A 13,346-nucleotide genomic window follows, 5' to 3' on the forward strand; every position below is an offset into this window, starting at 1 on the left:
GCCGGGTGAGCCGGTCAGCCGGGTGAGCCGGTCGGCCGGGTGGGTCCGGTGGGGAGCTGGATCACCCGTCGGGGTGGGGTCGGCCCGGGTGGCGGGTGGGAACCATCGGGTCGGCCGGGGTGTCGTCCCCGGGGAGTGATGGGGAGTGATGTGGCGGAAGGAGCCGGGGTGGAGACGTCGGACAGGGCGGGTCGGGGGATTCTGGCGGCGGCCGGGGTGCTGTTCCCGGACGAGCGGGGGCGCGTACTGGTGGTGCGGCTGCCGTACGACCGGAAGCATCCGGTGGCGGTCCCGGGTGGCGGTTGGGAGCCCGGCGACCTGTCGCCCCGGGAGACGGCGGAGCGGGAGATCGCCGAGGAGCTGGGGTTCACGCCCCGGTTGGGGCCGCTGGCGTGCGTCGACTGGGCGATGATGCCGAGCCGTCCGCCGATCGTGGCGTACCTCTACTGGGCGGAGCCGCTGACGGCGGAACAGGTGGCGGCGATCCGACCGGACGCGGCGGAGGTCGGCGGCTGGGCCTGGCTGACGGCGGAGGAGGCGGGGCACGCACTGCCGCCCCGGCTGTCACGGCGGGTGACGGCCTGTCTGCGGGCGCCGCGTACCGCCGGCCCGCTGGAGCTGGAGGACAGCCGGCCGGCCGGGCACACCCTGCGGGAGCTGCCGGCCGACGGTCCGGTGCCCGAGTACACCGGGCTGGCCGCCGTGTCCGGGTCGGGGGGCACGCCTGGACTGGGGAGCGCGCCCGGGCCGGCGGTGGAGCAGACGTCGCCCGAAGCGCCGATGGACCGGGACACCTTCTACGCCACCCGGCCGCGGATCCGGGCGAAGGCGCGGACGCTGTTCACGGACGGTGACGGGCGGGTGCTGCTGGTGCGGCTGCGGCCGTGGGACGGGCCGCGCGGAGAGCGGCCGCACTGGACGCTGCCCGGCGGCGGGGTCGAGGCGGAGCGGGAGACGCCCCGTACGGCGGCGCGGCGGGAGGTCCGCGAGGAGCTGGGCTGGGAGGTCGAGCCCGGGTCGCTGCTGGCACTGGACTGGCAGCCGGGGACGGCGGCCGATCCCGGGGCCGATCCGGCGACCGGGCAGGACACCGCCGTCCTGGTGTACGTGTACGACGGCGGCACGGTGACGGAGGAGCTGCTCGGCTCGATCAAGCTGCAGGAGCAGGAGCTGGTGGAGTGGCGGCTCTGCGACCCGGCCGAGGCGCGGACGCTGCTGTCCGGGCCGTCCTGGGAGCGGGTGGCCGCCGCGCTGGCGGCCCGGGAGCGGGCGGCCGGGCCGGTCGAGCTGGTGCGTGGGCGGGCGGGGTGGTCCGGGTCGTCCCAGTGATCCGGGCGGTCCCGGTGATCGGGGTGGTCCGGTGGTCGGGAGGTTCAGGAGGTTCAGGCGCGCCCGGTCGGTGAACACTGGGAGCATGCAGAACGCGATCACTGAGGTACTGGCCGGCCGGCGGGTCGAGGCGGTCAGCGGCGGAGTCCGGCTCGACCTGCGGCTCGACGGGCCGGTGACCGTACGGGTGGCGCACGAGTTCCGCTTCGCGGCGCCCTCCTTCGCCGAACCGGAGGAGGTCGAGCACTTCTTCCCGGCGCTGACCTTCCGGCCGACCCCCACCCTGCTGACGCTGGTCGGCCGGACCGTCGGCACCGCCCGGATCACCCTGGCCGGCGGCCTGGAGCTGGGCTTCGCGGAGGGCGGTGCGCTGTCCGTCCCGCCGCACGCGGTGCTCGCGCCGTGGAGCGTGCTGACCGCGGAGGGCGCGGTGTGCGCGGGGCTGGCGGGCGGCGAGGTCCGGTGGACGGAGCCCGGCGGGGCGTGAGCCGCCGCCGGGGCCTCGTCGACCGGGGCCTCGTCAAGCGGGGATCCGCCGGACAGGCCCTGAGGGACCGGGGCCTGATCAGACCTCCAGGTCGGCCTCGATCCTGGTGAGCTGGTGGCGGGCCATCGCCAGGTTGGCCCGGCCCTTGTCCAGCGCGAGGTAGAGGAACAGGCCCTTGCCGGTGCGGCCGGCCAGCGGGCGGATCAGGTGGTACTGGCTGCTCAGCGTGATCAGGATGTCCTCGATGCCGTCCTGTAGGCCGAGCATGTCCATGGTGCGCATCTTGGCGCGGACCACGTCGGTGTTCCCGGCCGCGGCGACGTTGAGGTCCAGGCCGCCGGGGCCGTCGAGGGTGGCGAGCGCCATGCCGCTGTTGTAGTCCACCAGGGCCGCGCCGATGGCGCCCTCGATGGTGGTCATGGCCTGCTTGAGCGCGCCGGGTGCGTCGGTCATGTCTGGTCAACTCCCTTTGGTTGGTGAGGTGGTGGGATGGCGAGGTGATGGTGCAGAGGGATCCGGTCAGAGCGCGTCGCGCGGGTCCTTGGGCACCAGGGCGTCGTTCAGCAGCTCGGCGATGCGCCGGGCGCAGCGGCGGGCCTCCAGGTGGAGCCGACCGACGTTGACGTCCGGGAGTGCCAGCAGGGTGAGCACGCAACTTCCGCCGGCCGCGTAGGTGGCGACGTAGCCGTGCTCGCCGCGCACCACCGACTCGCGGAACTCGCCCTGGCCGGTGCTGTCGGCGAGCCGTTGGGCGAGCGAGAGCGAGGCCGCCGTCATCGCGGCCAGGCCGGAGGGTTCGGTTCCGTGGGTGTCGTGCGCGACCAACAGGCCGTCCACGCTGGCCACCAGGCCGCCCGCGAGGTGCGGGACACGGCGTTTGACGGCGCGGAGTTCGGCGAGCAACTCGGTCTCCAAGGCGATCAGTTGTCTCCTTCCGACACGCTGCTTGAGCGCCCGCCTCATGGCCGGTACGACGGGGTCGCGGGCGGAGAGTGGCTCAAAGTCGGGCCTCCAGAAGGTCTCGGACCCGGGTCAGCAGCGCGATGTCCGGGTCGGGGACGGCCAGCGGGTGGGCCGCTGCCGTGGTGGGCGGTCGGTCGGGGCGCGTGGGGGCGGCGGGGCTGGGGGGCGGGGTGGTGCGGAGCGTGGCGCCGGGGATCCTGCGGTGCAGGCCGCCGACCGGCCGCGGGGGTGCGGTGGCCGGGGGCGGTGCGGCCGGCGGAACGGGGTCGGTCGGCGCAGCGTGCCGCGGGGCGTCGTGTCGCGGGACCTCGTGCCGGGGGATGTCGTGTCGCGGAGCGTCGTGCCGCGGGACCTCGTGCCGGGGGATGTCGTGCCGCGGGGCGTCGAGCAGGCCCGCGGCGGCCAGGCGGCGGACGTCCGCCGTCACGCCGAAACCGGAGCGGCCGAGCAGTCGGGCCAGGTCGGCCGGGGTTCTTCGGCCGTCGGCGTGGTCGAGCAGTTCGCGTCGACGGCGGCCGGGCGGGCGGTGCGCGGGGCACCGGCCGCGCTCGACCGGACGGACCGGGGCGGTGTCGAGCTGCGGCCAGGGCCAGATCCGGTCGAGGAGTTGGTGCCGGCGCTCGACCTCGCGGCCCAGCCGGACCGGGTCGACCAGCGCCACCGTGCCGAGCCAGTGCCGGGCCTCGGGCTCGAACCGCCAGGTGCCGCCGGCCCGGTCGGCGAGGACGAAGTAGGCGGCGTCGAACAGCGTTCCCAGGTGGCCGAGTTCGAGCTCGCCGCGGCTGAGCAGCTGTCGCTCCACCAGGACTTCGCCGACCCGGCCGCGCGGGCCGTGGTCGTGCAGCAGCTCGGCCCAGCCCGCACGGGTGATCCGGCCGCAGCCGGTCAGCAGGTCGGCCAGGCCGGGGGCGCGCGGGGACTCGGCGGCAGCCACCTGGCCGTCGACCAGGTGCAGGCTGCCGAGCGGGCCGTACAGGGCGCCGGTGGCACGGCGGGCGGCGAGCAGGGAGACGGCCTCGCCCGGGGTCCGCGGCGGGACCGCCCCGGCCTGGCCGACGGGTTCGGTCAGGGACGGCGCGGCGGTCATGCGGGCCACCGCCGGCGGGCCCGGCCGAACGGGCACGGGGAGTGGAGCGGGGAGGAGGGCGGGGATCGGAACGGGAAGTGGAGCGGGGAATGGAGTGGGAAGTGGAGTGGGAAGTGGAGCGCGGCCGGGCGCGAGGTGTCCGGGTGACCGGCTGGCCGGAATGCGACGGTCGGTGCGAACCCGGCGTTCACCCCAGCACCAGTTCCTCGGCGAGGGCCTGGAGCCGGAAGCGGGCGGCCGCGAGGTTGCCCGTCGAGCGGTCCAGCCAGAGGTGCAGGACGAGTCGGCTGTCGAAGACGGTGTCGATGAAGCGGATCAGGTGGTAGTTGCGGCCCGCGGTGACGATGATGTCCTCCAGCGGTGCGCGGGGGTCCTCCGTCGCCGTGAAGGTCTGGCTCTCAACTGCCGCTCGCACCAGATCGGTTGCCTCGGCGGCCGCGGTCTCGTGCTCACCGGACGGGCCTTCGCCGAGACTGCCGAGGGCGAGGCCGCTGCCCCAGTCGACCAGGCTCGCCGAGCGGGCTCCGGCGATCGCCATCGCTCCGGAGAGACAGTCGTCGATACCCGGCACACCGGCTCCTTCGAGGGGGGTCTGGGTGGCCGGACACAGTGCGACTCCGGCCGGGTCGCCACCAGCAGTGGCAGCTTCGACACGGAAGGCTACTGCCGGTTTCCGTAGGACGAACATTCCAATGGCATATTCACATCAGCTACCGCTAGTTCCGGCCAAGGTGTGACGAAGCATCAGGACTGCCTCACGGGCAAACCCGCTGGCCGCGCGGCCACCCCGGACCGCCGTCCGACGGCCACCTGGTGTGGCACCTTGGCCGATACGGGGCTGCAGCCGAGGGTTTCGAGGACGAAAATGCGATAAGAGGACACGCCTGTCGGCGAGGTCGCCGATCCCCGCGCCGTGCACCGGAGATACCGGAGATACCGGAGATGACGAAGGGGCCCGTTCCACGGAATGGAACGGGCCCCTTCGGATGGAGCGCCAGGCCCGGATCGCACGGACTCTCCCTACTGAAAGTAGGGCGTACTCTGGTAGTACCACTGACGCATGTTCAGGGGTCTTCGTTTCGGAAGATCATTTCCCCTCGACGAGATGAACAGTAGCAGCTCATCGCGCCTGGTCAGAAATCGAACCCCGGACTCCGCCCAGGGCCCCACCAAGGGCGCGGCTCACACCTGGCCGACGGCCTCGGCGAGCAGTCGGTAGGAGTCCAGCAGCGCGGTGCGGTCGTAGGTGCTGGTGGCCACCAGGAACTCGTCCGCACCACTGCGCGCCACCAGGGCGGCCAACTCGGCGGCGACCTGCTCCGGGGTGCCCGCGATGTGGCCCTTGAGCGACTGCTCGAACGCGGCCCGCTCCCGCGCGCTCATCGCACGCGCGAGGATCTCGTCGACCGGCGCCAGCGGCGGGAACTCCCCGTGGGTACGGGAGTAGGCGCCCGCCCAGGCCTCCGGGACGAGCAGGTCCCGCGCCCGCTCCTCGGTCTCCGCCACCGCGACCGTGCCCGAGACCACCACGTACGGCTCGGCGGCCTGGGCGGAGGGGCGGAAGCGGCTGCGGTAGGCCTCGATCGCGGCGAGCATCCGCTCCTCGCCACGGGCGGCGGCGATGACCAGCGGCAGCCCGGCGTCGGCGGCCAGGTCGGCGCCCGCGCCGGTGGCCAGGACGAAAGCCGGTACGTGCAGACCCTCGGCCGGGCGGGCGTGGACGTCACGGTGCACCTGCTGCGAGCCGTCGAAGTAGCCGAGCAGCTCGGTCAGCTGGCCACCGAAGTCGTCCGCGGCGTCCTTCTCCCGCCCGAGCGCCCGCCGGACGCCGTCGGTGAAGCCCACCGAGCGGCCGAGCCCCATGTCGATCCGCCCCGGGAACAGCGCCGCCAGCACACCGAACTGCTCGGCCACCACCATCGGTTGGTGGTTGGGGAGCATCACCCCGCCGGTGCCGACCCGGATCCGGGTGGTGGCCGCCGCGACCGCCGCGGCGAGCACCGTCGGCGCCGACCCGGCCACCCCGGGCACGCCGTGGTGCTCGGAGACCCAGAACCGGTGGTAGCCCAGCCGCTCGGCCTCACGGGCGAAGGCCACCGTGTTCCGCAGCGCCTGCGCCGGCTCCTCACCCTCTCTCGTCCGGGAGCGGTCGAGGACGGAGAGCCTGGTCGCGGGCGTAGCGCTGGTCACGTCGGTGCACAACACCCGGCCGCCGGGTGGGCATTCCCCGGGGCCGGTGCGGCCCGCCGCCCGCTCATCGCCCGCCGGGCTCGGGCCCGATGCCGGAACTGGACCCGGACCCGGAAGGGGAACCGGCCGAGGAGTCACGCCCGGCCACCGCCGCGGCCCGGGCGCCCGCCGCGGGTATTCGGCCCGGGCGCCCGCCCACGGCCGTGCGGCGGCGGCCCCAGGGCTTGTACACCGACAGGATGACGTTGAACAGGTAGAGCGCGAGCGCGACCGCCGGGACGATCACCGTGCTGTAGCGGACGAACCCCAGCTCCGCCACCGGGATCGGGCCGGTCGGGTGCGCGTCCGCCAGGCGGACCGCGTCGTGCAGCCGCGCGGTGAGGGCGAAGACCGAGGCGGCCATCGCCCCGAGCGTCAGCCAGAACTTGGTACTCACCCAGTAGTAGCGGAACAGGCCCCAGGACGTGCCGAGCCCCAGCGCCACCCCGCTCAGGAAGGTGAGCAGGCTCAACGGCAGGATCAGCGCGTCACCGAGCATGCCCATCGCCCGGTAGGCGGTTCTCAGCCGGTCGGCGTCGTCGGTGGTCAGCGCCGTCACCGCCAGGGTGAGCAGGCAGAGCATCAGCGCCAGCCAGCTCACCGAGACGACGACGTGCAGGACCACCAGGCGCTTGCGCGCCCCCGGCGACAGCCGGCGGCCTCCGGACCGCCGCGCCGCGCCGCGGGCGGGGGCAGGGTCGGGGGCGGGCCCGGACGACGCGACGGCTCCGGTGGACGAGCGCACGGGTACCTCCTTCGAGTCGGGGTCACGACGACGCGCCCAGACTCCCCCGTCCACCCCTCCTCGGGCATCTGACGAGGGAAGTAACCTCGACTACTCCCAGGCGAGTACGCGCCGGACACCCTCCCCGCCGAGGAACTCCCCCAGGAGTACGACCGGCGAGGACGCAGGGAAGCCGGCGGCGGGGGAGCCGACCGCCGCTCCCCCGCCGCCGGCCGGCTCAGTCCGTCACCGCGAACCCCTGCGCCGCGCCCAGCCGCTGGAGCGAGTCCCGCCCGGGGGTCCCGTCCGCGGCCGCCCCGGTGTACCCGCACCGGCGCTGCCAGCCCGCGTACGCCGTGACCGTGAGCGAGCCGTAGGAGCCGTCCACCCAGCGCTGTTCGAGCAACCCCTCGTCCGCCAGCGCCTGTTCGACGATCGCCACCTCGGCCCCGTAGGTCCGGTGCCCCTGCTCGGCCCCCGGATCGGTGTGCGCGGCGGCGACCACGTGGGCGACCGAGACCGTGCGCGGTCCGGGCAGGTAGCCGAGCAGCCGGCGCAGCGAGCCCTCGCCGGGGACCCCGTCCGCGGCCTGGCCGGTGTAGCCCAGGCTCGCCTGGTAGTCGGCGTAGTTCTCGGTGTCCGCGTCCGTCCAGTCCGGTCCGGGGCCGGACCGGTAGTGGCTGCCGAAGCCGCCCGCGACCAGCGCCCGGCCGACCGTGGTGACCTGGTAGCCGTGGGCGCCGTAGCCGTACGCCAGGCCGTTGACGGTGGTCTGGTAGCGGGCCGGGGTGCCGGCCGGCGGCGCCGGGTGCTGGTGCGGGGGCGGGTCGGAGGGGGAGCCCGGTCCGCCGGGGAAGGCGGGCCAGGAGCCCGGGTCGACGTGGTCGTTGTACGGCACGTGGGCGTGGGCGTACCAGCCGGCCCGGCTCTCCCACACCTGCTCGTCGCGGTGCTCGGAGAAGTCGGTCGGCCGCCCCATCGGCCACGCGTCGGGCACCCCCCAGGAGGAGATCCAGGCGTGGATCAGCTCCCAGCCCGCGCACGGGGTGTCGACCAGCCGCGGGTAGACCGTGCCCTGGTGGCGGCAGTACGGGAAGAACACCGCCTCGATCTGGATCACCACCCGCCCGGCCCGGTTGGTGCGGGTCGGGCTCTGGTCGGGGCTGAGCAGGCTCTTGGAGCGGGAGTCGGCGGGGAACAGCTGCGTCGTGCGTCCGGTGAACGGGTCCCAGACCAGGTGCGGGGCGTCGCCGGCGCCGGGGCCGGTGAAGTACCCGACCAGGTCCTCGTAGGAGCACCAGTCCTGCGGTGCGGCGGCGGTGGCGTTGCGGTCCCAGGTGATGTGGGCGATGGCCTTCGGCGGGTACTGGTGGTCGGTCGGCGCGTGGTCGCCGAGGTCGTGGATCTCGGCACCGGGCAGCCACGGTTCGGGCATGCTGGCTCCTCCGAACGGCGTAATGACGTCATTGCCGGTATCGGCAGGTACGCGTCGGGGATTGACCCCGGCGGCGCGATCGGTGGCGCAGTGAGGGGCGTTGAACCTCCCGGGCCCGTACGGCCGTTCGGATCAACAAGAGGAATTCGTCCGCAGGTACGGACCGGGGCTCGCGACGCGTGCCGCCGGATCCGTACTCAGTCCTGCCCGGAAAAGGGGCCGGGGAAAGCCCGGGAGGCCCCGGAAGCCGCCTGGCGGGGGCGCATTCCACCCCGCCGCAGCCGCCCTGTCAATCGTTGACTTCGCAAGTGGTCTAGTCCAGCGTGGTGCGCCCGACGCACTCATGTCGCCGTCGCCGCACCGATTCTGACGATCAGACGGAGATCCACCGCCATGCAAAGAGTCTGCCTCGCCCTGCCCACCATGCGCCCCTGCCCCGAGACCATCGCGGAACTCGCCGAGGAGGCGGCCTACGCCGTCGCGACCTTCGGGGTCGAGGTGCACCTCCTGATCCTCGACACCACCGGAGCGGCCGCGTTCGCGCAGAACGCGGCTGCGGTGGCGGCGCTGACCCCGACCCCGGGCGTGGTCGTCCACCACCTGGGCGAGGCGCGGCAGCGGGAGTTCCTGCGCCGGGTGACCGAGCGCTCCGGGGCCGCCGACCCCGCACTGCTGCTCGACCTGATGCTCCCGGAGGCCGTCGCCTACGGTTCCTGCGTCAACCGGCTGTTCCTCGGCGCCGCCGCCCTGGGCTGCAGCTCCACGCACCTGCGCAACGACGACGCCGACTTCCAGGTCGTCGACGGCCGGAAGGTCTTCCCGATCCACCACGAGCTGCTCTCGATCGGCCGACCGGCCGGCGAGGCGGTGGCCGGGGTGTCCCGCTCCCGGCTCGACCCGGCCGACGCGGACAAGCCGGTGATGCTGGTCAGCGGGTCCTTCATCGGCGAACTCAACGTGGACATCAGTGAGATCCACGAGCTGGACCCGGCCGTCTACCGCGACATCGTGCGCCTGTGGACCCCGCCGGTGTGGCCGGAGGAGGACCGGGACGCCATGGTGGACGTCTCCTTCAAGGGCTCCGACTCCGGGCCGTTCAGCACCGACGACTCCGTCCTCGGCGTGCCCGACATCTGGGACGTCTACATGTGCAACATCGCCCTGGACCACCGCTCCTACGAGGCGCTGCCGCTGCCGCCCGCGACCGAGACCATCGGCAGCGACTACGCCCTGCTGCACGCCCTGGTCCACTCCCGGCTGCCCGGCGTCGTCCACAACCGCCACATCGTCAACTACTACACGCCCGAGCGCCGCACCGGCACCGGCTTCATCGCCTACCAGCTGCGGTTCGTCAAGTTCCTGCTCTCGATGCTGTACCTGTACCCGGTCTACGGCGGGATGATCGACATCGGTCCCGAACTGCTGGACGAGCGGCACGAGTTGCGGGTCGAGCCGATCATCGGCCTGGCGCGGGGCGCCGTCGACTGGGACCGGGCCGGGAACGAGCACTGCCTCGACGTGCTGGACCGCTCGTACCGCAAGCTGGGCGGCAAGTACACCGAACTCGCGGACGTGGTGGCCGGGCAGCGCCGGCGACTGCTGGACGAGGCGCAGCGGGACGCCGGGCTCTGGGTGGTGCTGACCGAGGCCTGGGCGGCGCTGGTGGCCGCCGCGCGGGCGGAGGGACTGCACGGCGACCCGGCGGCGAGCACGGCGGCAGCGGGAAGTGCGGCTGCGGACGGCGCGACGGAGGTGCCGAGCCGGTGAGCGAGGACCTCCGGATCCGTCTGCTGGCCGACGGCGACTGGGACGCCGTGGTGGCACTGGAACACGACGCCTACGCGGCCGACGGCCTGTCGGAGGGTCGGGAGGCGCTGCAGTCCCGGGCCCGCAACTCGCCGGGCACCTGCTTCGTGCTGGAGCAGCACGGCGTCGTGCGCGGCTACCTGCTGAGCCTGCCGTACCCGCCGCTGCGCTGCCCGGACCTCTCCCGGGCGGAGGACACCGCGTACACCTCGGACAACCTGCACGTGCACGACCTGGTGATCGCCGAGGAACTGCGCGGCCGGGAGGTCGCCCTGGGGTTCATGCGGCACTTCCGGGCGCACGCCGAGGAGTTGGGCTACGAGCGGATCTCGATGGTCGCGGTGCGCGGGGCGGACATCCTGCTGCGGCTGCTCGGCTACCGGGCGCACCGCGAGGTGGCGGTGCCGGACTGCTACGGGCGGCGCGCCGTCTACATGTCGACACCCGTGCACTGACCGGAGGCGGCGTCCCGGACGGAGGATCACCCGGTCGGAGCAGTCCGGACGGCAGGGAGCCCTCCACGGGCCCACTGTCCCCACGGCCGGGCCCGCCGCGATATTCGACGGCGGGCCCGGCCGGACCGCGGGCAGAATGCGCGGATGCCATCGCTGCTGTACGCCGTCGCCCGCAACCCCGCCCTGCCGCCCGAACTGCTCCGGCGGCTGCTCGACCGGGCCGAGACCGACGGGGAGCTGGCGTGGGCACTCGCGGACCGGCCGGACCTCGGCCCGGAGCAGGTCCGGCAGCTCGCCGAACGGCACGAGGGCGCCGCCCTGCTGCTCGCCGAAGCCGGGCTGCTGGGCGCCGAGGACGTGGATCCGCTCACCCGGCCGACCGCAGCGGTCCGGCTGCTGGACGAGGGGCGCGGGAAGCCCGACTGGGCGCTGCTGCTGGCCCGCTGTCCGGACCCGGCCGTCCGGGAGCGGCTCGCCGCCTGCCCGGACCTGCCGCCGGACGCCGCCGGGCTGCTCGCCCTCGACGGGTCCGTCGACGTGGTGGCCGAACTCGCCGTCAACACCACCCACGCGGACCTGCTGACCCGCCTGGCGGCGCACCCGGTGGCGAGGGTCCGATGCTGGGCGGCGGCGAACGAGGCGATGCCCGCCGAGCTGCTGACCGCCCTGCTGGACGATCCGGAGGTACCGGTCCGCGAGCAGGCGGCGGGCAACCCGGCGACCCCGGGGGCGGCCGCCGCCCGGCTCGCGGCCGATCACGTGATGGTCCGGCAGACCCTCGCCACCCACCCCGGGCTGCCCGCCGAGGCGTACCACCGCCTCGGCGGGGACGAGATCCCCCTGGTCCGCGCCAACCTCGCCGGGAACCCGGGGATCGACGACCGGCTGATCCGCCGGCTGGCCGAGGACGACGGCCACGACGTCCGGCGTTCGCTCGCCCACCACCCACGCGTCCCGCTCGACGTGCTCGCCCGGATCGCCGCCGCCACCAGAACCGGCCCGGCCCTGCTCCCCCGGATCGCCACCGCCGACCCCGTCGAACTCACCGAGCTCGCGGGGTCGTCGGAGCCCCGGGTCCGCGCGCTCGTCGCCGCGCGCCGCGACCTGCCGGCCGCCCTCCGCGACCGGCTGGCCGCCGACCCGGACGCCAGGGTGGTCAAGGCGGTGGCTCCGCACCCCGGTCTCGCCGGGCGCCGACTCGCCCTGCTGGTCGACCGCTTCGGCCCCGGAGTGGCCACCGCCGTGGCCCGCAACCCCGGCGCCCCGACCGACCTGCTGGACCGTCTCGCCGCCCTCCCACTGGCCGGCCGGGCCCGGCACGCCGTCGCCGCCCACCCGAACGCCTCCCCCGCCCTCCTCGCCGACTGCCTGGCCGCCCAGGACCGGCGCACCGCCGAGGCGGCCGCCGCCAACCCGGCCCTGCCGGTGGCGGTGATGGCGGAACTGATGGCTGGGCACCTGTCCGGCCCGTGACGGCCGGCGCCGGGGCGGTGCGGGTGACCGCCGCGTCCGGATGCGGTTGCAGTTCAGTCTCCGTTCAGTCCGGCAGGGGTGTGTCGGGGCCGCCAGTCCGGGAGGCTGATGGCAACGGCTCATGCGGTGGGGGGAGTTGTCATGGGGGACGGCCGGGAGCTGGTGCCGGGTGTGGTGGAGGCGCTGCTGCGGCTGGCCCGGGGTGAGACGGGCGGGGCGCGACAGGCGGTGGCCGAGGTGGTGCGGGCCCGGCTGCGGCTGATGCCGGAGGGGGCGCGGGCCGTGGCGGTGGCCGAGGCCGCGCCGGGCGATCCCCGGGTGCGGGGCGCGCTGACCGCGGCCGTCGTCCAACTGCTCGCCACCGACCCGGGATTCGCCCAGTACCTGGGCACCACCGCGCTCGCCGGGTCGGGCGATCCGAGTACCGTCCAGCTGCGGACCGGACCGGCGGGCAGGCCTGTCACGGTCCAGTTGCGGACCGGCCCGGCGGGCGACCCCGCCACGGGCCCGGACGGCGACCCGGCCACCGTGCAGCTCCGGACGGGCCCGGAGGCCGATCCGGCCACCGTGCAGCTCCGCACGGGCCCGGAGTCCCCGTCCGGCCCGAGCACCGTGCAGCTGCGGGTCGGCCCGGCCGCCGCCGGGGCCCGGGCCCTGGCCGCCGGGCGCGGCAACGCCGCCCTCATCGTCGCCCTGGCCCTGGTGGTGATCGCCGCGCTGGTCGCGCTCGGCATCAACCTCGGTTCCCGTCCGCTGCTGCACCCCACCGGGCCCGACTTCGCCCACGCCGCGCGCGCCGTCCGCGACCCCGCGCAGTTGCAGGGCGTGCTGCCGGACGGGGCGTCGCTGCCGGGTGGCTGGCAGGTGGCGGCCGCGCCGCGGTCCGGGACCGGCAGCGGGGCCGAGGTGCCCTGCCTGCTGCCGGACGCCTGCGACCAGCAACTCGCCTACGCCACCGCGACGTTCCGTGCCGTACCGGTCCAGGCCGCGCGGTTCACCGTGGTCACCTTCGCCTCCGCCGACGCCGCCGACCGGGCCTTGGACGGGAGCCTGGCCCAGGTCGACGGCGCGGGCGACGCGACCACGGTGACCGTCCCATCGATCGGCGACCGGAGCGCCGCCCGCACCAAGGGGGCGAGCATGGCGGAGGTGCTGGTCCGGGTCGGCCCGACGCTGCTGTCCGTACGGGACGACGGACCGGGCGCGGCGGCCGCGGCGCCCGTCCTGCCCCCGCTCGCCCGGCTGCTCGCCGAACGCGCCCAGCAGGCCCTGGACGGCCGCAGCCCGGACGCGGTCTTCCGCTCCGGCGACTGAGCCCTCCCGCACGGCCCGCAGGCCCCGCCCGCCCCGCACCCCGA

The 13,346-nt window shown here is 74.9% G+C and carries 13 protein-coding genes; 6 read left to right on the forward strand and 7 right to left on the reverse strand.

The window, feature by feature from the left end:
- Window positions 1-168 precede the first annotated feature (168 nt).
- Entirely contained in the window at window positions 169-1,329 is a 1,161-nt protein-coding gene (locus ACIP4P_RS35750; protein WP_400925730.1) for an NUDIX hydrolase, read from the forward strand.
- An 85-nt stretch (window positions 1,330-1,414) separates the two neighbouring features.
- Window positions 1,415-1,816, forward strand: a complete 402-nt coding sequence (locus ACIP4P_RS35755) for a DUF6188 family protein (RefSeq protein WP_400925731.1) — start codon at window positions 1,415-1,417, stop codon at window positions 1,814-1,816.
- A gap of 78 nt (window positions 1,817-1,894) precedes the next feature.
- On the opposite strand, the gene ACIP4P_RS35760 is transcribed toward ACIP4P_RS35755, so the two are convergent.
- The 7 genes from ACIP4P_RS35760 to ACIP4P_RS35790 all read right to left on the reverse strand — a co-directional run bounded on the left by ACIP4P_RS35760 (window position 1,895) and on the right by ACIP4P_RS35790 (window position 8,254).
- Complete coding sequence (locus tag ACIP4P_RS35760) at window positions 1,895-2,269, reverse strand: hypothetical protein (RefSeq protein WP_350512562.1); 375 nt, start codon at window positions 2,267-2,269, stop codon at window positions 1,895-1,897.
- 66 nt (window positions 2,270-2,335) lie between these two features.
- Window positions 2,336-2,731: a roadblock/LC7 domain-containing protein gene (locus ACIP4P_RS35765; protein WP_400925734.1), complete on the reverse strand. Its 396-nt coding sequence runs from the start codon at window positions 2,729-2,731 to the stop codon at window positions 2,336-2,338.
- An 82-nt stretch (window positions 2,732-2,813) separates the two neighbouring features.
- A complete protein-coding gene (locus ACIP4P_RS35770; protein ID WP_400925736.1) occupies window positions 2,814-3,866 on the reverse strand; it encodes a hypothetical protein in 1,053 nt (350 codons plus the stop codon).
- 187 nt (window positions 3,867-4,053) lie between these two features.
- On the reverse strand, window positions 4,054-4,437 hold the full coding sequence (locus ACIP4P_RS35775) for a hypothetical protein (RefSeq protein ID WP_400925737.1): 384 nt from the start codon (window positions 4,435-4,437) through the stop codon (window positions 4,054-4,056).
- 611 nt (window positions 4,438-5,048) lie between these two features.
- Window positions 5,049-6,056: an MsnO8 family LLM class oxidoreductase gene (locus ACIP4P_RS35780; RefSeq protein ID WP_400925739.1), complete on the reverse strand. Its 1,008-nt coding sequence runs from the start codon at window positions 6,054-6,056 to the stop codon at window positions 5,049-5,051.
- A gap of 64 nt (window positions 6,057-6,120) precedes the next feature.
- Window positions 6,121-6,840: a DUF2269 domain-containing protein gene (locus ACIP4P_RS35785; protein ID WP_400925741.1), complete on the reverse strand. Its 720-nt coding sequence runs from the start codon at window positions 6,838-6,840 to the stop codon at window positions 6,121-6,123.
- Between the two features lie 217 nt (window positions 6,841-7,057).
- Window positions 7,058-8,254, reverse strand: coding sequence for a peptidoglycan-binding protein (locus ACIP4P_RS35790; RefSeq protein ID WP_400925743.1), 1,197 nt, complete (start codon window positions 8,252-8,254; stop codon window positions 7,058-7,060).
- 393 nt (window positions 8,255-8,647) lie between these two features.
- Here ACIP4P_RS35790 and ACIP4P_RS35795 point away from each other — a divergent pair, with 393 nt between their 5' ends.
- The 4 genes from ACIP4P_RS35795 (at window position 8,648) to ACIP4P_RS35810 (ending at window position 13,302) form a co-directional block, all read left to right on the forward strand.
- Entirely contained in the window at window positions 8,648-10,021 is a 1,374-nt protein-coding gene (locus ACIP4P_RS35795; RefSeq protein WP_400925745.1) for a DUF6271 family protein, read from the forward strand.
- Complete coding sequence (locus ACIP4P_RS35800) at window positions 10,018-10,515, forward strand: GNAT family N-acetyltransferase (RefSeq protein ID WP_350512570.1); 498 nt, start codon at window positions 10,018-10,020, stop codon at window positions 10,513-10,515. Before ACIP4P_RS35795 ends, ACIP4P_RS35800 begins: the two co-directional genes overlap by 4 nt.
- A gap of 144 nt (window positions 10,516-10,659) precedes the next feature.
- The gene (locus tag ACIP4P_RS35805) at window positions 10,660-11,988 is read left to right on the forward strand and encodes a hypothetical protein (RefSeq protein WP_400925748.1); all 1,329 of its coding nucleotides are present in this window, start codon (window positions 10,660-10,662) and stop codon (window positions 11,986-11,988) included.
- A gap of 141 nt (window positions 11,989-12,129) precedes the next feature.
- Window positions 12,130-13,302 (forward strand): hypothetical protein, encoded by a 1,173-nt coding sequence (locus ACIP4P_RS35810; RefSeq protein ID WP_400925749.1) that lies wholly within the window; start codon window positions 12,130-12,132, stop codon window positions 13,300-13,302.
- Window positions 13,303-13,346 lie beyond the last annotated feature (44 nt).

The sequence above is a fragment of the Kitasatospora sp. NPDC089509 genome, assembly GCF_044749365.1.
Lineage (GTDB): Bacteria > Actinomycetota > Actinomycetes > Streptomycetales > Streptomycetaceae > Kitasatospora.

Coding starts and splice junctions, on each gene's coding strand:
- ACIP4P_RS35805 (WP_400925748.1), top strand. CDS start 10,660: ATGCCATCGCTGCTGTACGCCGTCGCCCGCAACCCCGCCCTGCCGCCC.
- ACIP4P_RS35790 (WP_400925743.1), bottom strand. CDS start 8,254: ATGCCCGAACCGTGGCTGCCCGGTGCCGAGATCCACGACCTCGGCGAC.
- ACIP4P_RS35760 (WP_350512562.1), bottom strand. CDS start 2,269: ATGACCGACGCACCCGGCGCGCTCAAGCAGGCCATGACCACCATCGAG.
- ACIP4P_RS35755 (WP_400925731.1), top strand. CDS start 1,415: ATGCAGAACGCGATCACTGAGGTACTGGCCGGCCGGCGGGTCGAGGCG.
- ACIP4P_RS35810 (WP_400925749.1), top strand. CDS start 12,130: ATGGGGGACGGCCGGGAGCTGGTGCCGGGTGTGGTGGAGGCGCTGCTG.
- ACIP4P_RS35770 (WP_400925736.1), bottom strand. CDS start 3,866: ATGACCGCCGCGCCGTCCCTGACCGAACCCGTCGGCCAGGCCGGGGCG.
- ACIP4P_RS35795 (WP_400925745.1), top strand. CDS start 8,648: ATGCAAAGAGTCTGCCTCGCCCTGCCCACCATGCGCCCCTGCCCCGAG.